The organism is Selenomonas sp. oral taxon 149 str. 67H29BP (assembly GCF_000146365.1).
Taxonomy (GTDB): Bacteria; Bacillota; Negativicutes; order Selenomonadales; family Selenomonadaceae; genus Centipeda; species Centipeda felix.
The window spans coordinates 804,393-830,267 of the sequence record NZ_GL397087.1 but is presented as its reverse complement, the minus strand read 5'-3'; the positions used below and the strand labels follow the sequence as shown (position 1 = coordinate 830,267).

The 25,875-nt window shown below is 57.2% G+C and carries 23 protein-coding genes; all 23 read left to right on the top strand.

The features are described from left to right. Nucleotides 1-98: 98 nt before the first annotated feature. The 23 genes from HMPREF9166_RS03990 to HMPREF9166_RS03880 all read left to right on the top strand — a co-directional run bounded on the left by HMPREF9166_RS03990 (nucleotide 99) and on the right by HMPREF9166_RS03880 (nucleotide 25,784). Nucleotides 99-965 (top strand): response regulator, encoded by an 867-nt coding sequence (locus HMPREF9166_RS03990; RefSeq protein ID WP_009442774.1) that lies wholly within the window; start codon nucleotides 99-101, stop codon nucleotides 963-965. Nucleotides 966-968: 3 nt separating this feature from the next. Next, a complete protein-coding gene (locus HMPREF9166_RS03985; RefSeq protein WP_009442773.1) occupies nucleotides 969-1,433 on the top strand; it encodes a chemotaxis protein CheX in 465 nt (154 codons plus the stop codon). A gap of 180 nt (nucleotides 1,434-1,613) precedes the next feature. After that, the gene (locus HMPREF9166_RS03980) at nucleotides 1,614-2,084 is read left to right on the top strand and encodes a DUF1934 domain-containing protein (protein ID WP_009442772.1); all 471 of its coding nucleotides are present in this window, start codon (nucleotides 1,614-1,616) and stop codon (nucleotides 2,082-2,084) included. Continuing rightward, complete coding sequence (gene argS / locus HMPREF9166_RS03975; protein WP_009442771.1) at nucleotides 2,062-3,720, top strand: arginine--tRNA ligase; 1,659 nt, start codon at nucleotides 2,062-2,064, stop codon at nucleotides 3,718-3,720. The genes HMPREF9166_RS03980 and argS overlap by 23 nt, the downstream gene beginning before the upstream one ends. A 128-nt stretch (nucleotides 3,721-3,848) precedes the next feature. Then, the gene (gene rpoE, locus HMPREF9166_RS03970) at nucleotides 3,849-4,178 is read left to right on the top strand and encodes a DNA-directed RNA polymerase subunit delta (RefSeq protein ID WP_009442770.1); all 330 of its coding nucleotides are present in this window, start codon (nucleotides 3,849-3,851) and stop codon (nucleotides 4,176-4,178) included. Between the two features lie 22 nt (nucleotides 4,179-4,200). Continuing rightward, nucleotides 4,201-5,808: a CTP synthase gene (locus HMPREF9166_RS03965; RefSeq protein WP_009442769.1), complete on the top strand. Its 1,608-nt coding sequence runs from the start codon at nucleotides 4,201-4,203 to the stop codon at nucleotides 5,806-5,808. Next, nucleotides 5,805-9,098 (top strand): transcription-repair coupling factor, encoded by a 3,294-nt coding sequence (mfd, locus tag HMPREF9166_RS03960; RefSeq protein WP_009442768.1) that lies wholly within the window; start codon nucleotides 5,805-5,807, stop codon nucleotides 9,096-9,098. The genes HMPREF9166_RS03965 and mfd overlap by 4 nt, the downstream gene beginning before the upstream one ends. Continuing rightward, nucleotides 9,091-9,786, top strand: coding sequence for an SAM-dependent methyltransferase (locus HMPREF9166_RS03955; protein ID WP_009442767.1), 696 nt, complete (start codon nucleotides 9,091-9,093; stop codon nucleotides 9,784-9,786). The genes mfd and HMPREF9166_RS03955 overlap by 8 nt, the downstream gene beginning before the upstream one ends. A 145-nt stretch (nucleotides 9,787-9,931) precedes the next feature. Next, nucleotides 9,932-10,204, top strand: coding sequence for an HU family DNA-binding protein (locus HMPREF9166_RS03950; RefSeq protein ID WP_039980979.1), 273 nt, complete (start codon nucleotides 9,932-9,934; stop codon nucleotides 10,202-10,204). A gap of 59 nt (nucleotides 10,205-10,263) precedes the next feature. Next, nucleotides 10,264-11,040, top strand: coding sequence for an SDR family NAD(P)-dependent oxidoreductase (locus HMPREF9166_RS03945; protein ID WP_009442765.1), 777 nt, complete (start codon nucleotides 10,264-10,266; stop codon nucleotides 11,038-11,040). A 78-nt stretch (nucleotides 11,041-11,118) separates the two neighbouring features. Then, nucleotides 11,119-12,243 (top strand): glycosyltransferase, encoded by a 1,125-nt coding sequence (locus HMPREF9166_RS03940; protein ID WP_009442763.1) that lies wholly within the window; start codon nucleotides 11,119-11,121, stop codon nucleotides 12,241-12,243. 9 nt (nucleotides 12,244-12,252) lie between these two features. Beyond that, complete coding sequence (locus HMPREF9166_RS03935; protein ID WP_009442762.1) at nucleotides 12,253-12,552, top strand: septum formation initiator family protein; 300 nt, start codon at nucleotides 12,253-12,255, stop codon at nucleotides 12,550-12,552. Between the two features lie 106 nt (nucleotides 12,553-12,658). Further along, the gene (locus HMPREF9166_RS03930) at nucleotides 12,659-13,102 is read left to right on the top strand and encodes a S1 domain-containing RNA-binding protein (RefSeq protein ID WP_039980977.1); all 444 of its coding nucleotides are present in this window, start codon (nucleotides 12,659-12,661) and stop codon (nucleotides 13,100-13,102) included. Nucleotides 13,103-13,297: 195 nt separating this feature from the next. Continuing rightward, the gene (tilS, locus tag HMPREF9166_RS03925) at nucleotides 13,298-14,692 is read left to right on the top strand and encodes a tRNA lysidine(34) synthetase TilS (RefSeq protein WP_254655004.1); all 1,395 of its coding nucleotides are present in this window, start codon (nucleotides 13,298-13,300) and stop codon (nucleotides 14,690-14,692) included. Beyond that, nucleotides 14,689-15,234, top strand: a complete 546-nt coding sequence (hpt, locus tag HMPREF9166_RS03920) for a hypoxanthine phosphoribosyltransferase (protein WP_009442759.1) — start codon at nucleotides 14,689-14,691, stop codon at nucleotides 15,232-15,234. Before tilS ends, hpt begins: the two co-directional genes overlap by 4 nt. 11 nt (nucleotides 15,235-15,245) lie before the next feature. After that, nucleotides 15,246-17,240 carry an ATP-dependent zinc metalloprotease FtsH gene (gene ftsH, locus HMPREF9166_RS03915; protein ID WP_009442758.1) on the top strand — a complete coding sequence of 665 codons (1,995 nt, stop codon included), beginning with the start codon at nucleotides 15,246-15,248 and terminating at the stop codon, nucleotides 17,238-17,240. Between the two features lie 248 nt (nucleotides 17,241-17,488). Then, nucleotides 17,489-19,213, top strand: a complete 1,725-nt coding sequence (locus HMPREF9166_RS03910) for a glycosyltransferase family 2 protein (protein WP_254655043.1) — start codon at nucleotides 17,489-17,491, stop codon at nucleotides 19,211-19,213. Between the two features lie 147 nt (nucleotides 19,214-19,360). After that, on the top strand, nucleotides 19,361-20,146 hold the full coding sequence (rfbF, locus tag HMPREF9166_RS03905; RefSeq protein WP_009442756.1) for a glucose-1-phosphate cytidylyltransferase: 786 nt from the start codon (nucleotides 19,361-19,363) through the stop codon (nucleotides 20,144-20,146). A gap of 21 nt (nucleotides 20,147-20,167) precedes the next feature. Continuing rightward, on the top strand, nucleotides 20,168-21,523 hold the full coding sequence (locus tag HMPREF9166_RS03900; protein WP_009442755.1) for a bifunctional glycosyltransferase/class I SAM-dependent methyltransferase: 1,356 nt from the start codon (nucleotides 20,168-20,170) through the stop codon (nucleotides 21,521-21,523). A gap of 90 nt (nucleotides 21,524-21,613) precedes the next feature. Next, entirely contained in the window at nucleotides 21,614-22,585 is a 972-nt protein-coding gene (locus HMPREF9166_RS03895; RefSeq protein WP_009442754.1) for a biotin--[acetyl-CoA-carboxylase] ligase, read from the top strand. 58 nt (nucleotides 22,586-22,643) lie between these two features. Beyond that, nucleotides 22,644-23,411 carry a type III pantothenate kinase gene (locus HMPREF9166_RS03890; protein WP_009442753.1) on the top strand — a complete coding sequence of 256 codons (768 nt, stop codon included), beginning with the start codon at nucleotides 22,644-22,646 and terminating at the stop codon, nucleotides 23,409-23,411. A gap of 5 nt (nucleotides 23,412-23,416) precedes the next feature. Next, entirely contained in the window at nucleotides 23,417-24,379 is a 963-nt protein-coding gene (gene dusB, locus HMPREF9166_RS03885; protein ID WP_175279248.1) for a tRNA dihydrouridine synthase DusB, read from the top strand. 16 nt (nucleotides 24,380-24,395) lie between these two features. Then, on the top strand, nucleotides 24,396-25,784 hold the full coding sequence (locus HMPREF9166_RS03880; protein ID WP_009442751.1) for an aminopeptidase: 1,389 nt from the start codon (nucleotides 24,396-24,398) through the stop codon (nucleotides 25,782-25,784). Nucleotides 25,785-25,875 lie beyond the last annotated feature (91 nt).

The window sequence follows — 25,875 nt, the reverse complement described above, 5'->3', positions numbered from 1 at the left end:
CCTTGGATCGAAGTTCTCCCAAAAAATATGTGACGAACAGCCCTTTTTTGTGTATAATAGAATTAGAATAAAGTGTTCGTGGCAGAGGGGGAGTAGGAATGGGAAAGCTGCGGGTACTGATCGTGGACGACTCCAAGATCAGCCGCGTGATGATTGCTGAACATCTAAGGGAAACGGATTTCGAGGTCTGCGGGATGGCGGCAGATGCCGTGGAGGCGCTGAAACTCTACGAAGAGCTGCGGCCGGACTTCGTGACGATGGATATGAACCTGCCGGACACAAACGGCCTTGAGTGCAGCAGACGTATCCTCGCGCTGGATGCGGATGCACGGATTCTGATGATCAGTGCGATGAAGGATCTGAAGCTCATCACACAAGGGAAGGCTGTCGGCGTGCGTGCGTTCCTTCAAAAGCCGGTTTCGCAGGCAGATCTGCTGGATACGCTGTACCTGATCGGGCAGGTATCCGCCACGCAGGAGACAGAGTTTCGGGAACTCTATGCAAAGCCGTTTGCACGTGCCCTCCAGCAGGGTGTGTCGGGGCTCCTCAATATGGAGGGAGAGCCGGAGATTGCACCCTATGAGTCGCGCACACTCGATGTGAGCGGTGCGGCAGTGATCATCGGCATCACGGGCTATACGACAGGACGCGTGATCCTCTACGCAGAGGAGTCTGTGGTACAGCTCTTCGCCATGCACATGCTTGGATATTCAACCGTAGAGGAGCTCACGGAGAACGAGGCAGCAGCAGATGCCGTAGAGGAAGCCGCGAACATTATCGCAGGGCGAGCTGTTTCAAAGATCAACAATGTCCTGGATGGGAAGGAACTGCGCCTGACGCCCCCGGGGACGATCTCGGGCGCACAGGTGCATATTGTAAGTCCCCGCATGACGACGTTCTGTATCAGCATGAAGCTGCCGATTGGAACCGTCCGGATCAATGTGGGCTTTGCAGAAGGAGAGTAATCGATGGATGCAAAACTGATCAATCCTTTTGTGGACGCCTTTACGACGGTGATGCCGATGCTGGGATTCCCCGAGCCGACACGGACGAAGCTCTATGCAGCGAAGTCGCGTGTCAAGAGTCTCGGTGTTTCGATGCTGGTGGGCTTTACCAAGCAGATTCGCGGGAACGTCGTCTACAATATGAGTGAGGAGACGGCCAAGTTTATCGCGTCGCAGATGATGATGGGGATGCCGGTCGAGACGTTCGACGAGATGGCGCAGAGCGCGATCTCAGAGCTGAGCAATATGCTGACGGCTCACACGGCGACGAACATCACGGCCTTGGAGCTGGATGTCGATATCTCCACGCCGTCGCTGACGGTGGGGGCGGACTTCGAGGTGAAGGTCTGCGATGGCCAGTACCTCGTCGTCGCAATGGATCTGAGCGGCAAACTTGTGGAATTGGATATTGCCGTTGACCAGGTATAAAGGAATCTCCGATCAATACAGTGCGGCCATCTCAGCGCATCTTTTTTGTCGATGCGATGACGGGCAATCTGCGCTCATCCGAGGGGCTGCTTTATCGGTGATTTCAAGAATAACGCGTCGAGAGCATGATCGATGTCGTGCTCTCGCTGCACGGAACACTTTTTATCGGAGGAGGTTTCGATGAAGGGTGCGGAGCAGGTGCGTGTCTTTCTCAAGGGAAGACAGGTGGATGCTGCAGGCGAGGAGAGCCGCATTACGCTGTCCGTGATAGGACGGCGTTTTTTGCGTGGAGAGAGCCGCTATGTGAGCTATGACGATGCAGAGCTGATTGAGGGCGCGATTGTCCCGACGATTCTGCGCATCGGTGCGGACGATGTGCGTCTGCAGCGGCGTGGCGTCGTGCGCTGTACGCAGAACTTCGTCCCGGGGCAGGAACGGCGCGGCGACTACCGCACCCCGTACGGGCGGTTCTCGCTGTCCACGTTGACGCGGCGCCTGCGCGTGCGCAGCTTTCCGGACGGGGTGGAGGAAGCGTATATTTTCTATACGCTCTATGTGGACGGGATGCGTCAGAGCGACAACACGATGGAAATACGAATTGAGCCAATGCAAAGGAGATCAAATCAAGGTGGAGATCAAACAGCAGATTGAGCAGGCACTGCTTCGTGCCGTGGAGGCCGCCACGGCGGCGGGAGAGCTGCCGGAGGGCGGCGCACTTCCCCCCATTCTTCTGGAGGAGCCGCCGGATAAGGCGCTGGGCGATTTTGCCACGAACTTTGCGATGCAGTCGGCGCGCGTCTTTCGTCAGCCGCCGAAGAAGATCGCGGAGACGCTTCGTGCCCATCTTACGGGCGCATGGCTCGATCATGCGGAGATGGCAGGACCAGGCTTCCTCAATTTCTATCTCAAAAAAGATGTGATGGCAGATACCCTGCGTGGGATTCTGCGTGCGGGGGAGACCTACGGTACACTGGCGCCGAAGGATGCGGCGCCGATTCAGGTGGAGTACGTCAGCGCGAATCCGACGGGACCGCTGCACGTCGGACACGGGCGCGGTGCGGCGGTCGGCTCGGCGCTGGTGACGCTGCTGCGGACGGCAGGCTATACGGTGGAGAGCGAGTACTATGTCAACGATGCGGGCAACCAGATGCATTTGCTCGCCGTGTCGGTGAATGCGCGCTATCTGGAGCTCCTCGGACGGGAGGTACTGTTCCCTGAGAACGGCTACCACGGTGCGGATATCGTGGAGACGGCACAGCGCATCATCGACCGTGACGGGGAGCGCTATCTCGCTCTGTCCGAGGAGGAGCGTCTGGAACAGTTCAAGGACATTGCCTATCGCGAGAAACTCGCCGCGCTTCGCGAGGATCTCGCAGACTTCGGTGTGACGTTCGATGCGTGGTTCAGTGAGCGCACGCTCCATCCGGCGGCCGTGCGCCGCGTCGTCGATGTGCTGCTCGAACGCGGCACCGCCTACGAGAAGGACGGTGCGGTATGGCTGCGCTCGACGGACTACGGGGATGACAAAGATCGCGTGATCTTCCGCGACAATGGCGTACCGACGTATCTTGCCGCGGATATCGCCTATCATGACAATAAGTACGCGCGCGGCTTCGGCAGGCTCGTCAACATCTGGGGGGCGGATCATCACGGCTATGTCGCCCGCGTCAAGGCGGCGATGGCGGCGCTCGGACACGATCCCCAGCAGCTTACGGTACTTCTCCTGCAGATGGTGAGCCTCTATCGCGACGGTGAGGTCGTAAAGCTGAGCAAGCGCACGGGCGAGACGGTGACGCTGCGGGAATTGATGGAGGAGGTCGGCGTCGATGCGGCGCGGTATTTCTTCCTGATGCGCTCCCTCGACAGCCAGCTGGATTTCGATCTCGATCTCGCGAAGAAGAGAACGAACGAAAACCCCGTCTACTACATCCAGTATGCGCATGCACGCATTTCCAGCATCTTCCGCCAGGCGGAGGAATCGAAAATTGTCCCCTTAGATGGGGCGGAGCTGGAACGCCTGACGGATGAGACGGAGACGGCACTCATCAAGAAGCTCGCTGCCTATCCTGAGGAGATCGAGCGCGCTGCAGCGGAATACGCTCCTCAGCGCATCGCACGCTACAGCCATGAGCTCGCGGCTGCATTTCATGCGTTTTACAATAAATGCCGCATTGTTGGACAGGAACCGGCACTTGCCTCTGCCCGCCTCGCCCTCGTCATGGCGACCGGGCGCGTGATTCGCCACAGCCTCGGTATTCTGGGTGTTTCCGCGCCGGAGAAGATGTAAGGCCTCACGGGAGACAGTCATCCGATTGGTGCAGATGTTCCGCCGGAGTGCGGGAAAATACACCAAGATGATGGTGTTGAATGGATCCGTGAACCATCATGCAACGTCCTATTGAAAGGAGTCTATCCATGGATTATACAAAGATGTCGGAAGTCGACGCCGCCTATCATATCCTCGCAGAGAAGAAAGAGACGATGAACTATAAGGATCTGATCCTTGAGGTCATCGAGGCGACGCATCGTCCCGTGCAGTCGCTCGCCATGGCGATCTCGGAGATCTATACGATGATCAATATGGACAGCCGTTTCCACTACGAGGGCGAGAGCCGCTGGGGGCTGACTGAGTGGGTGCCGCCCGAGGTCAAGCGCTCCTCGTCACGCGCGTCCTCCGGCACCTCGAAGACCGCGATTACGAAGGAAGCAGCACGCAAGAAGAAGCTCGAAAGCATTCAGAACTGATAGGATACGGCGGAGGCATAATATGGCAAAGTATATATTCGTCACGGGCGGCGTTGTTTCTTCCCTCGGCAAGGGCATAACTGCGGCTTCGCTCGGACGCCTGCTCAAGAACCGTGGCATCAAGGTGACGATTCAGAAGTTCGATCCGTACATCAATATTGATCCCGGCACGATGAGCCCCTATCAGCACGGTGAGGTATTCGTCACTGACGATGGCGCGGAGACGGATCTCGACCTCGGTCACTATGAGCGCTTCATTGATATCAATCTGACAAAGCGGTCGAACATCACAACGGGAAAGGTTTATGCATCCGTCCTGAACAAGGAGCGTCACGGCGACTACCTCGGCTCGACGGTACAGGTCATTCCGCATATCACAAACGAGATCAAGCAGCGCGTCTACGATGTGGCAAAGGCGGATAACGCCGATGTCGTCATCACGGAAATCGGCGGTACCGTCGGCGATATCGAGAGCCTTCCCTTCCTTGAGGCGATCCGCCAAGTCAAAAAGGAAGTGGGAAAGAATGATGCGCTCTACATCCATGTGACACTGCTCCCCTATATCACGGCGGCGGGGGAGCTCAAGACGAAGCCGACCCAGCACAGTGTCAAGGAGCTGCGCGCCATCGGGATCCAGCCCGACATCCTCGTCTGCCGGACGGAGCAGCCGATTCCGCGCGAGATGAAGGAGAAAATTGCGCTCTTCTGCGATGTTGACGCCGATGCAGTCATCGAAAATCGTACGGCCTCGACGATCTATGAGGTGCCGCTGATGATGCAGCAGGAAGGCCTCGACCGCATTGTTCTCGAGAAAATGGCGATGGATTTTGACCCCTCCAACATGGAGGCATGGGGGAAGATGGTCTTTAAGATCAATCACCCCGCAAAGAAGGTAAAAATCGCCGTCGTCGGCAAGTACGTAGCGTTGCCCGATGCCTATATGTCGGTGACGGAGGCACTCAATCACGGCGGCATCGAAAACGATGCGCAGGTGAAGATCACATGGATCAACGCCGAGGAACTGGAGGATCCGAACGCAGATCTCGATGAGATTTTCGTCGGCTGCAAGGGCATCCTCGTACCGGGCGGCTTTGGCGACCGCGGCGTCGAGGGAAAGATCCGCGCGATCCAGTATGCGCGCGAGAACAAGATCCCGTTCCTCGGGCTCTGTCTTGGCATGCAGTGCGCTGTCATCGAGTTTGCGCGCCATGCGGCGGGACTTTCCGGTGCACACAGCACGGAGTTCGTACCCGAGACACCGCATCCCGTCATTGCCCTGATGGAGGATCAGCAGGGCGTGGAGGAGAAGGGGGGTACGATGCGTCTGGGGGCGTATCCCTGCGTCCTCGCAGCGGATTCGCTCTCGCGTGAGGCGTATGGAACGCCTGAGATCAGCGAGCGGCACCGCCATCGCTTTGAGTTCAACAATGCCTATCGCGCTCAATTGGAGGAAAAGGGGCTGCGCATCGCAGGAACAAGCCCCGATGATCAGCTCGTGGAGATCGTGGAGATCGAGGATCATCCGTGGTTCGTCGCTTCGCAGTTTCATCCGGAGCTGAAGTCGCGGCCGAATCATCCGCACCCACTCTTTGCAGGCTTTATCCGCGCGGCTCTTGCCGCATCCAAATGAATACATTTTTTTCGCTTCTGCGGGATGATCCCGCCCTCCGTCAGCTGACGGAGGTATTTGCGCAGCCGGCAGCACAGACCATGCTGCACGGTGCCGCAGGGGCATTGAAGCACGCCGCCGTCGCCGCCGCCTATGATGCAGCACCGCGCCCGCTCGCCATTGTGACGGCGGGACGGGATGCGCTGCGCGCGTGGCAGGAGGATCTCACGGCACTCCTGCCCGAGGCGGATGTCTATGAGCTGCCCGAGCTGGACCGCATTGACTTTGCTGCACCCGGTGCGGCGAAGGGGCTGGAGCGCTCGGCACAGCGCATGAACATCATGGCGCGTCTCCTGCGTCATGAGCCGATCATCGTGTTGGCGGACATCGGTGCGGCGGCGCAGAAGGGGCTCAGCACGACGGAATTCTCCCGTGCCGCACTGTCGCTGCGCCTGGGACAAGACCTCCCGCGTGAGACCCTGATGGAGCGGCTGTCGGCGCTCGGCTATGAACATGTGCCGGAGGTGGAGAACGTCGGACAGTTCAGCGTGCGCGGCGGCATTGTGGATGTGTTTCCCATCAATGCGCTCTCGCCCATCCGTGTGGAGTTCTTCGATACGGAGATCGACTCCATGCGAGAGTACGACCCTCTGACCAAGCGCTCCATCAAAAATATCGGAACGGCCTCCATCATGCCTCTGCGTGCCGCAGACGACAATGGGGAGGCCTGTTTTTTGAGCTATCTCGGCGCAGCCGGAACAAGTGTCTTTGACGAGCCGTCACGCCTGATGGCGGCGCTGGAGGATGGCGTACGGGAGGATGCCGTGCGTGCAGCGCGGTGTTTCTCGTGGGCAGAGATGACCGCCGCCGGTACGGAGGGGCATGAGGTGTTCATCTCACTCATGAATCGCGCTGTCCCGACGTGTACGCCGCAGACGCTCATCGGCGTACAGATGGTGCCCATGACGGCGTTTCAGCGGCAGTTTTCGCTCCTCGAGAGCGAGCTGCATCGCTATCTGGGAGAGGGGATGCGCGTCCTCATCCTAGCGGGCGGGGCGGAGCAGGCCGCGCGAATGCGCGAGATGCTCACGCTCTGGAAGCTCCCGACGGTCATTTCACGCGGCGCAGATGCACCGGCCGAACATGCCGTCACCATTTCGCCCGGCACCCTGCGTGCGGGCTTTGAGCTGAGCGCGTCTCGCACTGCTGTCCTGACGGAGCAGGACATCTTCGGTCGTCATAAGGCACGGCTGCGCCGTACAGCGTCGGCGGGAGAGCGCATCCGCCACTTTCGCGAGATTGCGCCCGGCGACTATGTGGTGCACATTTCCCACGGCATTGGGAAGTATCTGGGTGTGGAGACCATCGAGGTCGCCGGTGTTCACCGCGACTATCTGCACATCCAGTACGGCGGGGACGACAAGCTCTTCGTCCCGACCGATCAGGTCAGTCTCCTGCAAAAGTATATCGGTGCAGAAGGCGCTGCGCCGCGCCTGCACCGCATGGGTACGGCAGACTGGGCACGCGCACAAGCCAAGGCGCAGAAATCGGTCGAGGATATCGCCGACCATCTGATTGAGCTCTACGCTGCGCGGCACATGTCGAAGGGTCATGCCTTTTCGCCGGATGATGCGGGACAGCGCGAGTTCGAGGAGGCGTTTCCGTATCAGGAGACGGACGATCAACTGCGCGCCATTGCAGAGATCAAGCACGATATGGAGAGCGAAAAGCCGATGGACCGCCTGCTCTGCGGCGATGTGGGCTTCGGCAAGACGGAGGTTGCGATTCGCGCGGCGTACAAGGCGGCGATGGACGGCTATCAGGTCGCCGTGCTCGTGCCGACAACAGTTCTCGCACAGCAGCACTATCAGACCTTTGCGGCGCGTTTTGCCGACTTCGCTCCGAAGGTGGACGTTGTCTGCCGCTTCCGCACGCTGCGGGAACAGGCGGCGACGCTGCGCGATGTGGCGCGTGGTCAAGTGGACATCCTCATCGGAACACATGCGATTCTTAATCGGAAGCGCGTGCGATTTCAGAAGCTGGGCCTGCTCATCGTGGATGAGGAGCAGCGTTTCGGCGTGACGCAGAAGGAAAAGATCAAGGAGTTCGCGACGGGCGTCGATGTACTGACGCTCTCCGCGACGCCGATTCCGCGCACGCTGCACATGTCGCTCGCGGGTGCGCGTGATATGAGTGTCATCGAGACGCCGCCCGCCGAGCGCCTCCCTGTGCAGTCCTACGTCGTGGAGAGCAGTGATGCTATGATGCGCGGCGCGATCGAGCGTGAGCTGTCGCGCGGCGGGCAGATCTACTTTATCTACAACCGCGTGGAGAGCATCGACCGGATGCGCGAGCACCTGCTGCAGATTGTACCGCAGGCACGTATTGCCTCCGCGCACGGACAGATGAGCGAGGATATTCTGGAGCAGGTCATGATGGACTTTTACGAGGGACATTATGACATCCTGCTTGCAACGAGCATCATCGAGAACGGCATCGATGTCGCCAACGCGAATACGATCATCATCTACGATGCCGACCGCTTCGGCCTCTCGCAGCTCTATCAGATGCGCGGACGCGTCGGCCGCTCGGCGAAGATGGCGTTTGCCTACTTCACGTATCGGCGCGACAAGGTGCTCAGCGAGACGGCGGAGAAGCGCCTACAGGCGATGAAGGAGTTTGCACGCCTTGGCTCGGGCTTTAAGATCGCGATGCGTGATCTCGAGATCCGCGGCGCGGGGAGCCTTCTCGGTGCGCAGCAGCATGGGCATATCGCAGGCGTCGGCTTTGAGATGTATGTGAAGCTGCTCGAGGAGGCCGTGGCGCGCAAAAAGGGCGAGAAACCTGCGCCGCCGCCCGTACAGACCGTCATCGACCTCCCCGTGGAGGCGTATCTGGATGGCGGCTACATCGAGGACGCCATGCACAAGATCGAGGTCTATCAGAAGATCGCGGCGGTGCAGACGGATGAGGATCTCGATGCACTGCTCGACGAGCTGATCGACCGGTTCGGCGAGCCGACAGCGCCCGTCCTTGCTCTGCTCGATATCGCGCGCATCAAAAATGCGGCGCGGACCTTTCATGCACGGAGCATTGCGCTGAAGGAAAATGCGCTCGATATCGCCCTGCCGGCGGATGAAAAGCTGCCGCTCCCGGCACTCATGCGCCTCGACCGCGCCTTTGGGCGGCGCGTCGGGCCCCTGCCCGAGGGGAGCGGCTATCGCATCCGCCTCGCGGCACGTGAATGCAGGAATGTATTGGATACGGTGCTGGAGATTGTGCAGTTGATCACAGGAGAGCGACATGAATGACTATCGATTGACCGTTGCGGGGCTCGGCCCCGGTGACGCGGGGCTGATTACGCGCGAGACATGGGCGCAGATCGAGAGGGCGGAGCAGATCGTGCTGCGCACGCGCATCCACCCGAGTGTATCGGCACTGGATGATGTGCAGATTTCCTATGAGACATACGATCCCCTCTACGAGGAGATGGGGGACTTTGACGCGCTCTATGCCGCGATTGTCACGGATCTCTGTACGCGTGTCCGCACGGGCTCTGTGCTCTATCTCGTTCCCGGAAGCCCGCACGTCGCAGAGCGCACGGTACAGCTCCTGCGCCCTGCGGCAGAGCGCGAGGGGATACCGCTCGACATCCTGTCCGGGATGAGTTTTTTGGATCCACTTTTTGCGGCGGTGGGCATCGATCCCGTGAACGGGCTCTCCATTCTCGACGCGCTGAATGAGGCGCAGATCCGTGCCGTGCCGACGCAGGACCGCATTATTACACAAATTTATTCGCGTGCGATTGCTTCCGATGTCAAACTGCTCCTGATGGAGCACTGCGACGATGCACAGGAGGTGCTCTATCTGCACCACCTCAGTCTGCCCGAACAGGACGTGCGGCGCATTCCGCTTTATGCACTCGATCGGCAGGAGGATGTGGATCATCTGACCTCCATTTTTGTCCCTTATATGCCGACTTTTTGGGAAAATCCGTAAAAAAAACGGGAGTTTTTGGGAAAAATCATCTTTTTTTAATATTTCCCCTTGATTTTTCGGGGTAATTCTGTTAAATTCTCTCATGTCAGTGCGACACTAAGCGGTCGCGAGGAAAATGGAAAATATCTTAAAGGAGGATGCTACTTTGAACAAGCAGGAATTGGTCGCAAACGTAGCAGAGCAGGCAAGTCTCACGAAGAAGGACGCAGAGAAGGCAGTCAATGCTCTTTTTGAGACGATCAAGGGCGCACTTTCCGAGGGTGACAAGATTCAGCTGATCGGATTCGGCACGTTCGAGGTGAAGGATCGTGCGGCACGCAAGGGGCGTAACCCCCAGACGGGCAAGGAAATCGAGATCGCGGCTTCGCGTAATCCTGTGTTCAAGGCCGGCAAGGCTCTGAAGGATGCTGTGAACTGATTTTGCAGTGTGACCGGACTTCCGACGGGAGTCCGGTTTTTCTGCGTTGTGGGGCGGATATGAGCAAAACGATCTTTGCACCGGATGCATTCGCGGGAAAATCCGTGCTGATCTCAGGCGGCACCTCGGGCATCGGATACGCGGCGGCGGCAATGTTTCTGGCGGCCGGTGCGCGCGTTGTGCTCATGGGGCGTGACCAGATGCGGGGCAAGGGCACAGAGGAGCAGCTCTCTGCCACAGGGCGTGCGCTGTTTTGTGCCGGCGATGTACGGTCTCTGTCCGACTGTGGCCGCGTTGTTGCGGAGGCAATCCGCTGCTGTGGTGCGCTAGACGTTCTCATCAATGCCGCAGGCATCTACCACGAGGGCGCGCTGGATGCGCTTTCGGCGGAGGAGCTCGACGCTCTGCTTGATACGAACATCAAGGGGACGATCCATCTGTCACAGGCGGCTCTGCCCTATTTGCGGCAGACGCATGGAAATATCGTGAATATCGCCTCTGATGCAGGGCTGCATGGGAATTATTTTTGTGCAGCGTATGCGGCGACGAAGGGCGCGGTTGTCGCGCTGACGCGCTCGCTTGCCCGCGAGACAGCCTGCGACGGCGTGCGCGTGAATGCTGTTGCACCTGCCGATATTCTCACGCCGATGACGGAGCGCCAGCTCGCGGCGCATCTGCCACGAGAGGATCAGTTGCGGGAGATGGCGTCGCTCTATCCGCTCGGGCGCATCGGCACGGCCGATGAGGCCGCTGCCGCTGTCGTCTTTCTCGCCTCTCCTGCGGCAGCATGGGTAACGGGCAGCATCTATATGGTGGATGGCGGGCTGACGGCATAGAAATCCACATCGTCCGTCAAAAAAATTTTGCCATTGTCAAAAATTATGATAAAATAAGATTGTATGAGGAGGTAGCTGATGGGATATGCCCGCATTCTCATTTTGACCGCCTCCATCGGTGCAGGGCATACGCGGGCGGCAGAGGCCATTCGCGCGGCACTGAAGGCGCAGCCGGGAGCGGCGGAGCAGCGGATTGATGTCGTGGACTTCATGTCACGAGAGGTGTCCATCATCCACTATCTCATGAAGCGCATTTATCTGACGATGCTGCGCTTTGTGCCGAATCTCTACGATGTCTTCTTCCACATTGCGGGAAAGAAGACAGGCGGGGGAGCGGTGCGTGCTGCCTTTGCTTGGGTGATGGTGCGCACGATGGAACGGATCATTCGGACGTATCAGCCCGATCTTGTCGTCGCCACCCACCCCTTTCCCGAGGGTGCGGCAGCACTCTGGCGCGAGCAGCATGGCGGCTCCTTTGCGCTGGCGGCACTTCTCACGGACTACGCTCTCCACGCGATCTGGTTTGTGCGCAACGTGGATGCCTATTTCGTTGCAACAGAGACGATGGCGGATGAGATGGCGGCATGTGGCTTTGATCGGAAGTACATCCATGCGACGGGTATACCGATTACGCTCATGGCGAGCCGCTTGGCACGCCGCGAGGCACAGATACAGGCAGGACTCTCTGGAGATCGGCCGACCGTTCTTCTCATGGGCGGCGGTCTGGGGCTCGGCGATATGGACGCGACCCTTGCGGCATTGGAGCAAGTACAGCTGCGCCTCTCCGTTCTCGTCGTGGCGGGACATAATGCTGCACTGGAGGAGCGTGCGCGTGTGCGCGCGGCACATTCACATCATGTGATCTCCGTGCGCGGCTATACCCACGATGTACCGGTACTGATGCGCGCGGCGGATCTGCTCATCACGAAGCCCGGTGCGCTCACAATCAGTGAGGCATTCGCTGCAGGGCTGCCGCTCCTCCTGCATGACCCGATTCCGGGGCCGGAGACGGAAAACGCCGTCTATGCGACGCGATGTGGAGCGGCCGTGTGGCTGCATCCGGGCGAGCGCATGGCACCGGCGGTGGAGGACATACTTATGCATCGCCTGCCTGCCATGCGCAGGGCAGCACGCGACTGTGCCCGCGAGGAGGCGGCACAGCGCGTGGCGGAGATTCTGACAGAGATGCTTCAGCGAAAGTGAGGGAGACGGATGGCACGGAGAAAGAATGCACGACGGCCGCGCTGGTTTGTTGTGACGGTTCTTCTGATCCTTGGTTACTTTGGTACGATGATCGTATCACAGGGAATCTATCTCTTTCACGTGCGTGCGGAGCAGCGTGCGGCATCCGAGCGGCTGACAGCTGCACAGGAGGAGAATGACCGTTTGCAGGCGGAGAAAACGCATCTTGGGGAATTGCCGTACATTGAGAAATTGGCGCGTGAGGAGCTCGGTATGACGGGGAAAGGGGAACTTCCCTATGCACCGGGAAAGCGTGGAAACGGCAACTGACTGGGCTGCGTATTTTCTTGACAGAACGGGCGTCCGCCCTGTATAATAATTATGTCTGACAGAGGGGGGAGACCCCGATGGTTTATCGTTGAAGGGAAGATTTGTTTTGGCCATTGAAGTCGGCAGCGTAGTAGAGGGTGTTGTCACAGGCATCACGAATTTTGGTGCTTTTGTCGAACTCCCGGAAGGGAAGACGGGGCTGATCCACATCTCGGAGGTTGCCGACGTCTACGTGAGCGATGTGCATGATTTTCTAAAAGAGCATGACAAGGTCAAGGTCAAGGTACTGACCGTGGATGATCGTGGGAAGATCGGGCTGTCGATCAAGGCTCTGCAGGATAAATCGTCCGCTGCGCAGTCCGCTGCTGCGCCGGCACGTCCGCCGCGTCCACCGCGTGATATGCGCCGTACGGCGGCATCACGTCAGATCGGCTCGCCGTCCTTTGAGGACAAGTTGTCGCGCTTCCTCAAGGACAGCGATGAACGGTTGACCGATCTGCGCCGCAAGACAGATTCCAAGCGTGGCGGACGCGGCTCACGCCGTGGCTGAGCACGTATGCTGTGATAGGATATGAGGAGAAAGAGGACACTCCATGCGGAGTGCCTTTTTTGTGGAAAGCACTGATCACATGATTTTCATCGAACCGGTGTATGATGGTCTGCGCGGAGATAATTCTGAGCGGGCAGTACGATGCGTGCACCATGCGATGGACGCATGGGTCAGTGCTTCCTTTATCGGGAGATCATGTTGAAACGACAGGTGGCAGACATTCTTCGGACGCATGGATTTTTTGCGCCCGATCGCCGCGTGCTCGCCGCCTGTTCGGGCGGGACGGATTCTCTGGTTCTGCTGGACATTCTCAGAGATTTACATGCGGCGGGCGGCCCGCAGATCATCTGCGCACACTACGAGCATGGCATTCGCGGAGCAGCGTCGCGTGCGGACGCAGATGCCGTGGCAGCATACTGTGCGGCGCGCGATATTCCCTGCATCATTGAGGCAGGCGATGTACCGCGCTATGCGCGGACGCATAAGCTCTCGCTTGAGACGGCAGCGCGTGTCTGCCGCTATGATTTTCTCCATCGACTGCAGGAGCAGGAACACTGCGATGTGATAGCGCTTGCCCATCATGCGGATGATCTGGCGGAGACCGTGCTCATGCGTATTCTGCGCGGTACGGGACCTGCAGGGCTTGCCGCCATGCGTGAGTGGGACGGCGTTCACCTGCGCCCGCTGCTCCATACGGCACGCACGGAGATTGAGAGATATATTCGGACGCATGAGCTTCACCCGTGCCATGACCTGACGAATGATCAGCAGGATGCGCAGCGCAATCGGATTCGCCACACGCTCTTGCCGACCCTCTGCACCTACGGCAATCGAAATATCCGCGATGCGCTCGTGCGCCTCAGTGTGCTCGCGGGTGAGGAGGATGATTTCCTCACGCAGTATGCGGCGGCAGAACTGGAGCGCGCATCCTCCGGCGGTGGCCTCTCCGTCGGCGTGCTGAATACGCTGCACACGGCCATGGTGCGGCGCGTCCTGCGTCTCTTCTGGGAACGCGTGACGGCCGGTCAGCAGGATCTTTCCTACGAGCATGAGGAACGGATGCGCCGCCTCCTCATGCTCGTGGGAACGGCGCAGTGCGAGCTGCCGCACGGATGGCGTGCGCGTCTGCGCTATGGTGTACTCAGACTTCAGCGCGAAGAAACACGGACAACACAGCAGGGAAAGGAAGAAGAAATTTTCCTTCCTTTGACCCACGAATATGATATAATAAATTTCCAAGGAAGATTATTTTCCATGCGTCGGATGGATGACGTGACGGATGAGGATTGGCAGAAGGCAGTGGACGGGAAGGCTGTCTATGCTGATGCGGCAGGGCTGCCGCCGCTTGTCCTGCGTACACGGCGTCCCGGAGACTATATGCGGCTCTCCATCGGACGCAAAAAACTCAAGGATATTATGATCGACGATAAGATCCCGCGTGAAGCGCGGGACAGCATTCCGCTGCTTGCCGTTGCCGGCAGCAGTGAGATTTTTTGGATGGTCGGGGGAAGGCGCAGCATCTTGGCACCGGTGACGGAACATTGTGTTGTTTTTGCCATTGCATGGGAAAAGGAGAGTACAGCATCATGATGAGCGATGATATTGAGCGCATATCGTTCTCGGCAGAGGAGATACGCGCGCGCGTGCAGGAGCTCGGCGCACAGATAACACGGGACTACCGCGATGCACAGGAGAAGGTATACTGCGTTGGTATTTTGAAGGGAGCTGCCGTCTTCTTTACGGACCTTGTGCGCGCCATTGATCGCCCGGTCAACTTCGATTTTATGATTGTCTCCAGCTATGGCGACGCGGCCGTCTCCAGCGGACAGGTTAAGATTTTGAAAGATCTTGATTTTTCCATCGAGAACCAACATGTCATCATCGTGGAGGACATCATCGACTCGGGGACGACCATGCACTATCTGAAAACGTTGCTGCAGGGGCGACATCCGAAGAGCATCCGCCTCTGTGCGTTCCTCTCCAAGCCTTTGCGCCGTGTGACGCCGGTCGAGATCGACTATCTCGGACATGAGGTTCCCGATGAGTTCCTCGTGGGCTATGGGCTGGACTATGCGGAGAAATATCGGAATCTGCCCTACATCGGGGTGCTGCGGCGTTCCGTTTATGAGTGAGGAGGCGCCTTTTGAATCATTCAATTCTGCGAAATCTCGCGTTTTATGCGCTCATGTTCTTCGTCGTCTGGACGGTCGCCGACTACATGTCGGGCAGCCATCAGACGGCACAGGCAACGGCGCTGGGATACAGTGATTTTACCGAAAAAGTAACGGCTGGGGACGTGGACAAGGTCGTCATTGTCCAGAACAACATCCGCGGTACGCTGAAGGATGGGACGGAGTTCACGACGATTGCGCCGGATGCCCCGAGCAACGACCGCGACCTCTATACGCGCCTCTCGGAAAAGGGCGTGACGATCTCGGCGGAAAACCCGCCCGAGCCACCGTGGTGGCAGACGCTCCTCACCTCGCTGATCCCAATTGCACTTCTGATTGGCTTCTGGTTCTTCATCATGCAGCAGTCCCAGATGGGCGGCGGGCGCATGATGAACTTCGGCAAGTCGCGCGTGCGCCTCATGGTGAGCGATAAGAAAAAGGTGACCTTTGCCGATGTGGCAGGGGCGGACGAAGCGAAACAAGAGCTTGAGGAAGTCGTCGAGTTCCTCAAGACACCCGACAAGTTCAACGAACTCGGCGCACGCATCCCCAAGGGCGTACTGCTCTTCGGACCTCCGGGCACGGGCAAGACGCTTCTCGCCAAGGCGGTCGCCGGTGAGGCGGGCGTTCAGTTCTTCACGATCAGCGGCTCCGACTTCGTCGAGATGTTCGTCGGCGTCGGCGCATCCCGTGTGCGTGACCTCTTTGAGCAGGCAAAAAAGGCGGCTCCGTGCATCGTCTTTATCGACGAGATTGATGCCGTTGGGCGTCAGCGCGGCGCGGGGCTGGGCGGTGGACACGATGAGCGTGAACAGACGCTCAATCAGCTCCTTGTCGAGATGGATGGCTTTGCCTCAAATGAGGGGATCATCATCATCGCGGCGACCAACCGCCCCGATGTGCTTGACCCTGCGCTCCTGCGTCCCGGCCGCTTCGATCGTCAGATCGTGGTGGATAAGCCCGACGTGCGCGGGCGTGAGGCCATCCTGAAAGTACATACAAAGGGCAAGCCGGTCGCCGACGACGTTGATCTTGACGTCCTCGCGCGGCGCACGCCCGGCTTTACGGGAGCGGATCTGAGCAACCTCGTCAACGAGGCGGCACTCCTTGCCGCGCGCCGTGACAAGAAGAAGATCACGATGGCGGAGATGGAGGAGGCGATCGAGCGTGTCCTCGCAGGTCCGGAGCGCAAGTCTCATGTCATGACGGATGAGGAAAAGCGCCTCACGGCATATCATGAGGGTGGACATACGCTCGTAGGACTTCTGCTCGAGCACGCCGATCCCGTGCACAAGGTAACGATTATCCCGCGCGGACGTGCGGGCGGCTATATGCTCTCCCTGCCAAAAGAGGATCGTTCCTATCGGACGCGCTCCGAGCTCATCGACCGCATCAAGGTCGCACTCGGCGGACGCGTGGCCGAGGAGGTCGTGCTCGGCGAGATCAGCACGGGCGCATCCAGCGACATCCAGCAGGCGACGCGTATCATCCGCAGCATGATCATGGAATACGGCATGAGTGATGCGATCGGTCCGATTGCCTATGGCGAGGAGAACCATCAGGTCTTCCTCGGGCGCGATCTCAATCGCGAGCGCAACTACTCCGAAGAGATTGCGGGTGAGATCGACCGTGAGGTGCGCCGCTACATCGAGGAAGCGTATGAGGCTTGCCGTACGATCATCGTGGAGAATCGCGACAAACTCGATCTGATCGCAAAGGAACTTCTCGAGCGCGAGACGCTGAGTGCGGCAGAGCTTGAGGAACTGATGACGAAGGGCGCGATCAGCGAAAAGGACAAGCAGAACGACGATACGGATGATACGGGGAAACCCGCACCGATTCCCGTCGATGTTGTGATCGACGACTCTACACAGACCAGTGAGGAGGCAGAGCGCGCCGCTGAAAAGCGTCCCGCACCTGTCGCTGCGCCGGAACCGAAGTTCAACGTAACCCAGTGGGATAAATGATGGAAAGGCATTGCCGCGAGGAAAGATGAGCGGCAGTGCCTTTTTCTTTAGCTTATGTATGATTTTTCCGATAGTTATAATATAGGAAAAAGGGTTCAGCAGGGAGTCAGAGAGAGGTTTGTATGCAGTGGTATGAGGAGATCATGGACACAGCGCGGGAAGCTGTGGACTACATCGGCAGTATGCTTTCCACAGACGGCAGCATGGAAGAACCGACGCGTCAGGTGTTGACGGATTTTGCTGTGGCGATGAACGGTGTTGCGGAGCGTCTATCCCAGGAGAAGGGAACGCTCATGGAAAAGTGCCGTCGCTATGCGCTGAATGCTGCGTGGAGTGGACAGAAAGCGTTGACTGCGGAAGACGCACGAGATGCGTGGAAGTATTTTTTCTACGAACTGCGGCCACTCTTTTTGGATCTGAGCTATCAGTTGGATCTGGAATACCTTGTCCTGCAGCATCCGGAAGTACAGGATGCCTATCTGGCGCAGACGATTGCGGCATTTGAGGCAGCGCGGAAGAGGCCGCGCCGGACGGACTTCAAATACCGCGTGTCGATCATCGTCCCTGCCTACAACAAAGTGGAGTATTCGCGTTGTGCCATCGACAGCCTCCTTCGCCATACGGACTTTTCACATGGAGATATTGAACTCATTACGATCAACGATGGATCATTGGATGGGACAGAGGCATATTTTAACAGCCTGCCTCACGAGAAGAAAATCAATCTGAAGTACAACGTATACAATCACCTCGGGTGGGGAATTGCCCGTCATAACGCAGAGGGCGAGTACGTCGTCTATTTCTCCAACGATGCCGTCGCCACACCGCATTGGCTGGAAAATCTCCTCGCCGTACACCAGGCGGAGAAGGATGTCTTTTGGGTCGTTCCCACATGCAATGAGAACTGCATTTCCAATCGCCAAGGAATTCCGGTAGACTATGAAAATCGGTTTGAGGCAATGCCGGAAATGGAGGCGTTTGCCGCCGTGCATAATGTGTCGAACCCGCTCCTCTGGGAGAAACGGGCTGTTCTTATGCCCTTTGTGAGCGTTGTGCCGAATCTTTTTGATGTGCCTGAGATACGTGCGGACTATCGCTATGTCCTCTGTGATTTTGAGGACGATGATTTTTCTGCAACACTACGCCGGTCAGGTTTCCGCCAAATTCTCGCCAAGGATACCTTTGTCCATCATTTCGGGGGCGTAACACTGAATGAAGTCCGCACGACTCATGGGAATTATAAGACCATTATAGAAATGCGCCCTGTATTCCAGCATAAGTGGGGCATTGATCCATGGACATCACGTGGACATCTCGTGTTTTTAGAGCAGATAATTAAAGATTTTTCCACCGGAGAAACTCCGTCACGCGTTTTGTTTATTGAACCGATGTTTGGGGAGGGGCTTCTGACGGTTCGCAATCATTTTCGACGTCTCCAAACACCTGTTATTATTGACGCCATTGTTACGCGTGAGCAATATATGATGGAAGCAGCGTACATGGCGGATTCTGTCATACGGTTGACGTCACTCGATCACTTGCCGGATCGAGTAAACGGGACGTATGATATGGTCATTTTAGGTGCGTTTCTTAATGTCGTGCCGATTTCGGATATTATCTCTTTTTTTAAGGAAACGTATGGCTTATTGAACGCCAAGGGGGTTCTCTATGTATCCTTACTGAATTACAATAGTTTCGAGCATGTGATGGAGAATCTTCCGAATGATGTTCCTCATTTAATATATGATAGCATTTTGCCGTTGAATGGAGAGCGTGTTTTTCCTGTTCCTCGTCTTGTTCATGCGCTGAAAAAAGAATTTTCTAATAAGAGCGTGTGGGTCGGGTACGGTGTCCAGTCACATTATTTCGGAGATATTTCTCTCTTCGAGCAGACCACGAACGAGATTCTTGGTGCATCCGATGATCTGCATTATCTTCTGTCAGGTGATATGGTCGCCTTATGTATTCGGTAATCTTAGGGAAGCATTGATAAATTCAGCACTGCCATCTTAACGCATCTTTTTCACGCGCACTTCGGTGTAAAATCTAGTTTGGAAAATATTCTTTGGTCGGTATAAATGGAGCTCTAAGAGCTTTTGTGAATAGGAGGAAGATTTTATATGAAGGTTGTAATCTTAGCAGGCGGCTATGGCACCCGTATTACTGAGGAGTCTGTATTTCGCCCAAAGCCCATGATCGAGATCGGCGGGCAGCCGATCCTCTGGCATATTATGAAGATTTACTCCCATTATGGCTTCCATGAGTTCGTTATTTGTCTCGGCTATAAGGGCTATATGATTAAGGAATACTTTGCTGACTACTATTTGCACACATCGGACGTCACCTTTGATTTTACCCAGGGAAATCGCATGACCGTGCACAACAATGTATCAGAGCCGTGGAAGGTAACGCTTGTCAATACGGGGCTGGATGCACAGACAGGTGCGCGTATCAAGCGGATTCAGAAGTATATTGACAATGAGGCCTTTATGCTGACCTATGGCGACGGGGTGAGCAATGTAAATCTTCAATCATTGCTTGATGCCCATCAGAATCACAAAAATGCCATTGTGACCATGACAGCGATTCAGCCAGGGGGAAGATTCGGTGTCCTCGATATCGATCATGGATCAAATGAGATCAATCGTTTTGTTGAAAAGGCGAAGGAGGATGGAGGCTGGATTAACGGCGGATTTATGGTTGTTGAGCCATCGGTGTTTGACTATCTACGTGATGACAATCAGTGCATCTTTGAGACGACGCCACTTGAGAGTATTGCACGGGATGGCGGCTTATTTGCCTATAAGCATGACGGCTTTTGGCAGTGCATGGATACGCAGCGAGATAAAGTCCGATTGAACGATCTTTGGAGTCAGGGCGATGCACCGTGGAAGCTGTGGGCATAGCAGAGATTGTGAGGTAATCAGGTGGCAAAATTAAGCATTATCATTCCGCTTTACAACATGCGGGAAAAGCTGGAACGCTGCCTCTTTTCTGTACGGAATACAGTGCGTATTCCGTATGAAGTGATCATTGTCGATGATGGTTCGTCGGCAGATGAGCAGATTTTTACGTCTGATGCGATGGACCATGTTCGTATACTTCGCAGTGAGGAGCATCATGGCTATGCACATGCGGTGAATGAGGGGATTCGAGCCTCAGAGGGGGAGGTTCTTCTCTTCCTTCATGCAGATGTGATGCTCGCGCCGCATACGGTGGAGGATATGTTGGATGTGCTCATTGCGGACCCAAACGTTGGGGCAGTGACTGCCGTTGCCCCTGTGGCATATCGGAGGGCGCAGCTGATTCCGCCGAATGACTATCTCTCATGGGATGACTATGTGCATGTGGCGGAGGAGATTCGTGCACAGGCAGCGCTTCCTTGTCCGGAAATTCTTGCGGAGATGTTTGCACTGATGGCGAGGAGAGATGCCGTATCAGCGGCAGGAAAGCTCGATGAGCGATACTCTTTTCCCGCACTCGCGTCCTATGACTTTACGGTGCGTATGACACGGGCAGGCTATGGGCTAGCGACCTTGCCGAGCACCTATGTGCATCGTGATGGAGAAAATTCCGATACGACGTCGGACAGCTATCGACGGGAATGCGATTTCTTCCATGAAAAATGGGGCGTTTCACTGGACTATTCATTTTTCCCGCGCAGGGATATTATGTCTTTGATGGACTTCTCAAAAGCCGGTTTGCGTGTCCTAGAGATCGGCTGTGCCTGTGGGGCGACGCTGCGGGAAATCGGTGCACGAAGTCCATCAGCATGCCTTTATGGCGTGGAACTGAACGACAAGGCGGCAGAAATTGCGGCGCCGTACGCGACGATTCTTTCGATGGATGTAGAGTGTCTTGATCCATCACAAGTGGCCGAACGCTTTGACTATATCGTCATGGGCGATGTCATTGAGCACTTACAGAATCCATGGAAGGCAATCGAGAATATGCGGGAACTGCTCGCTCCCGGCGGAGAAGTTATCGCGAGTATTCCCAATGTGGCCCATATCAGCACGTTTTATGGTCTTCTTTCCGGCCGCTGGACCTACGAAGATATGGGAATTTTGGATCGGACGCACTTCCGATTTTTTACGAAAAAGGAGATCATCAGGCTCTTTCAGGAAGCTCAATTTGATATCCAGGACATGAGATACGTAACAGTTCCATATCCTGAGATAGGGAAACGGCTGCGCGAAGAACTTCTGTCACTCCAAACGATCTCTGTGGATGCGGAGGACCTCGATGCCTATCAGTGGCTTGTTCGGGCGAAGCGTGTTTAGAGATCGGATGTATCGTTCAATGTTTTTGTAGCGTGGAAAAGTGATCTGCTGTATAATGGGGCAGATCACTTTTTGTTTGGAGGTGCGGCGATGCGGAGCGATGTATTGGAACTGCTGCGTGAGGCAGGGGGCTGTGTTTCGGGGGAGAAGATTGCGGCACGGCTCGGTGTGACGCGCGCAGCAGTGTGGAAGAAGATTGCGGCACTGCGTGAGGCGGGCTATGACATTGCAAGTGCACCGCGCAGCGGATACATCCTGCGGGCTGCTCCGGATCGGCTGATTGAGGCGGAGATCGCAAAGGATCTGGGAACGGCACTCGTTGGGAAAAAGATCATCTGCTATGATGCTGTGGATTCGACGAATCTTGTCCTGAAACAGCTGGCACATGAGGGCGCAGAGGACGGCACGGTCGTTGTTGCCGACAGCCAGGGGACGGGACGCGGGCGTATGGAGCGGCATTTTTTCTCACCGCCGGGCAAAGGAATTTGGGTAAGTATTCTCCTGCGCCCGACGTTTCTGCCGCAGGATGCACCAAAGTGTACACTGATGGCGGCGGTTGCCGTTGCACGTGCGATGGAGCATTTCGGCCTGCGTGCCGCCATCAAGTGGCCGAACGATATTCTCCATGAAGGACGCAAGCTGGTCGGCATTCTGACGGAGATGAGCGCGGAGATGGATCGCGTGAACTATGTCGTGATCGGTATCGGCATCAACGTGAATATTGCACGCGAGGATTTCCCTGAGGAGCTGCAGGACACGGCGACATCGCTGATGCAGATGAAGGGGACGCCGCTGCCGCGTGTGGCATTTTTGCAGGAGCTCCTGCGCGCGCTCGATGCACTCTACCGGGTGGTACAGAGCGACGGATTTGCTCCTGTGCTCGCGGCGTGGCGGACGTACGCCGTGACCCTTGGGCAGACGGTACGCGTCATCGGCCCTGCAGGTGAGGAGTTTGAGGGCGTTGCGGCGGATATTGACGCCGATGGTGCGCTCTTTGTCGATACGGCGACGGGACGGCGGCGCGTGCTCGCTGGGGATGTTTCGATTCGTCCGAAGAAATGAGTTTCGATATGGCTGCATGGAGCAGCCGATAATGAAATGACTGTATGGAGGAAAGAATTTGCTGCTTGTACTGGACATCGGAAACAGCAATATTGTGATGGGTGCCTATGAGGGGGCGAAGCTCCTGCGGCATTGGCGCATTTCGACAGATCGTCAGAAGACAGGAGATGAATATGGCATCCTGATCAATGAGCTCTTTCACTATCAGGGGCTCTCTCTGTCGGATATTCAGGCCGTCATTATCTCGTCGGTTGTACCGCCGCTGGTCGTCCCACTGCGCAAGATGTGCGAGCGATATTTCCACATCCGCCCGCTCATCGTCGGTCCCGGGATACGGACGGGGATTCGGCTGAACTACGAGAATCCGCGGTCCATCGGTGCAGACCGTATTGTGAATGTCATCGGTGCACATGAGCAGTACGGCGGCCCGCTGATCGTGATCGACATTGGAACGGCGACGACATTTGACATTGTGGCAGAGAACGGAGATTTTCTCGGCGGCGTGATTGCACCGGGACTTGGCTCAAGTGCCGAGGCGCTCTTTCAGCGGGCAGCGCAGCTCCCGCGCATCGAGCTCGTACCGCCCAAGACGGTGGTCTGCCACAGTACGATTCAGGGCATGCAGGCGGGCATCATCTATGGCTACGTGGGTCAGATTGATGCAATCGTGCGCCGCATCAAGGCGGAGCTCGCGATGGAGATGAAGGTCGTTGCCACGGGCGGGTTTGCTCGTATGGTAGCAAAGGAGTCCCAGACCATCGACAAGGTCGATCACTTTCTGACGCTGACGGGTCTGCGCGTCCTCTATGAGAGGAATCTGCCGTGAACCCGATGAAACTCGGCGCGTTTGCCTTTGACGATCCGATTTTTCTCGCGCCGATGGCGGGGGTCACGGATACTGCCTACCGCGTGATTGCGCATGGAATGGGCTGCCCGCTCGCCTTCGCGGAGATGGTCAGCAGTCAGGGGATCCACTATCGCAATGAGCACACGATGAACATGCTGCGTACGGAGCCGGATGAGCGTCCGATTGCGATGCAGATCTTTGCCAAGTCGGCGGCGATGGCAGCCGAGGCGGCGGCGTATATCGAGGAGCTTGGAACGGCGGATATCCTCGATTTCAATATGGGATGTCCCGCACCGAAGGTCGTCAGGAACGGCGAAGGATCAGCACTGATGCGTGACCCAAAGCGGGCGGAGGAGATTTTGACGGCGATCCGCCGTGCGACGCGTCTGCCGTTTACGGTGAAGATGCGGCTCGGCTGGGACGATGCCTCGCGCAACGCAGTGGAAATCGCACGCATGGCGGAGGCAGTCGGCGTGGATGCAGTTGCCGTGCACGGACGAACGCGCGAGCAGTTCTACAGCGGCAGCGCGGACTATGCAGCGATTGCCGCGGTGAAGCGTGCGGTCGGGATTCCCGTCATCGTGAGCGGGGATGTCCGCCGTCCTGCCGATCTCAAACGTGCACTTGAGATCACGGGGGCAGATGCAGTGATGATCGGGCGCGGTGCGCAGGGAAATCCATGGATTTTCCCGCAGCTGATTCACTGGCTGCATACGGGGGAGGAGCTGCCGCCGCCGACGCTGGCGGAGCGTGCGGCGGTGATTCTGCGCCATCTCGATCTCTTAGTCGGGTACAAGGGCGAGTACATCGGAACCCGCGAGATGCGCAAACATGCGGCATGGTATACGCGCGGTCTGAAGGGCAGCGCAGAGCTGCGTGAGCGATTTAACCGCGCGGCGTCGCGGACAGAGTTTGCAGAAATTCTCCATGGGGCATGGGGAATATAGGTAGAAAGGAACCATTATGAGTGACGATAAGAAAAAGTCCGTTTGGACGGGCTATTCGGCAGAGGAACGCACAGAGGTGGATGCGCTCGCACGCGGCTATATTGATTTCCTCTCGGACTGCAAGACGGAGCGTGAGAGTGTGCAGGAGGCGGTACGTGCTGCTGAGGCGGCGGGCTACCGCGATCTGGCGGACATTATCGCTGAGGGGACGCAGCTCCGCGCGGGGGACAAGGTCTACGCCGTCAATATGAAAAAGGCAATTGTACTCTTTCATCTCGGCACAGAGCCGATGGAACACGGCATGAATATCCTCGGTGCACACATCGACACGTGCCGCCTTGATGTGAAGCAGAATCCGCTCTATGAGGACGGCGGACTGGCGTACTTTGATACGCATTACTACGGCGGCATCAAGAAGTATCAGTGGGTGACAATACCGCTTGCCCTGCACGGTGTTGTCGTCAAGAAGGACGGCACAACGGTCACAATCACGCTCGGGGAGAAGGCGGACGACCCCGTGTTCTGCGTGACGGATCTGCTCGTCCATCTCTCGCAGGAGCAGCTGGAGAAAAAGGCGGCAAAGGTGATCGAGGGCGAGAAACTCGATGTGTTGATCGGCGGAATCCCTCTCGCAAAGGAGGAAAAGGAGTCCGTCAAGGATGGCGTGCTGGCGCTCATTCGTGAGACGTACGGCATTGCAGAGGAGGATTTCCAGTCGGCAGAGCTGACCCTCGTTCCGGCAGGCCGTGCGCGCGAGCTTGGCTTTGACCGCAGCATGGTGCTCGGCTACGGACAGGATGACCGCGTCTGCTCCTATACGGCACTCCGCTCCATGGTTGGGACGGCGGATGTGCGGCGTACGGCGTGCTGTCTCCTCGTTGACAAGGAGGAGATCGGCAGCGTTGGAGCGACGGGAATGCAGTCGCGCTTCTTTGAAAACATGGTCGCCGAGGTGCTCTCTGCCTGCGGCCAGTATACGGAGCTCGCGCTGCGCCGCACGCTCGCGCACTCGCGGATGCTCTCCTCGGATGTTTCGAGCGCCTATGACGCACTCTATGCAGACGCGTTCGAGAAGAAGAACGTCGCCTATCTCGGGCGCGGCATGGTGTTCAACAAGTTCACAGGCTCGCGCGGCAAGTCCGGCTCCAGTGATGCGAGTGCAGAGTATCTGGGCGAACTGCGCCGCATGATGGATGAAAACGGCGTCCGCTATCAGCTCGCGGAGCTCGGGCGCGTCGATCTCGGCGGCGGCGGAACCATCGCCTACATTATGGCGCGCTACGGGATGAACGTGATCGACAACGGCGTTGCGGTGATGAGCATGCATGCGCCGTGGGAGGTTACGAGCAAGGCGGACATCTATGAGATGAAAAAAGGGTATGACGTATTCCTGCGGAATGCGTAACTATCGCATATCGAGGCTGCCGCAGCGTGGGGAGACCATACTGCGGCAGCTTTTTTGTTTCCATGAAAGCTTTGTGAGAGTGCAACTCAAT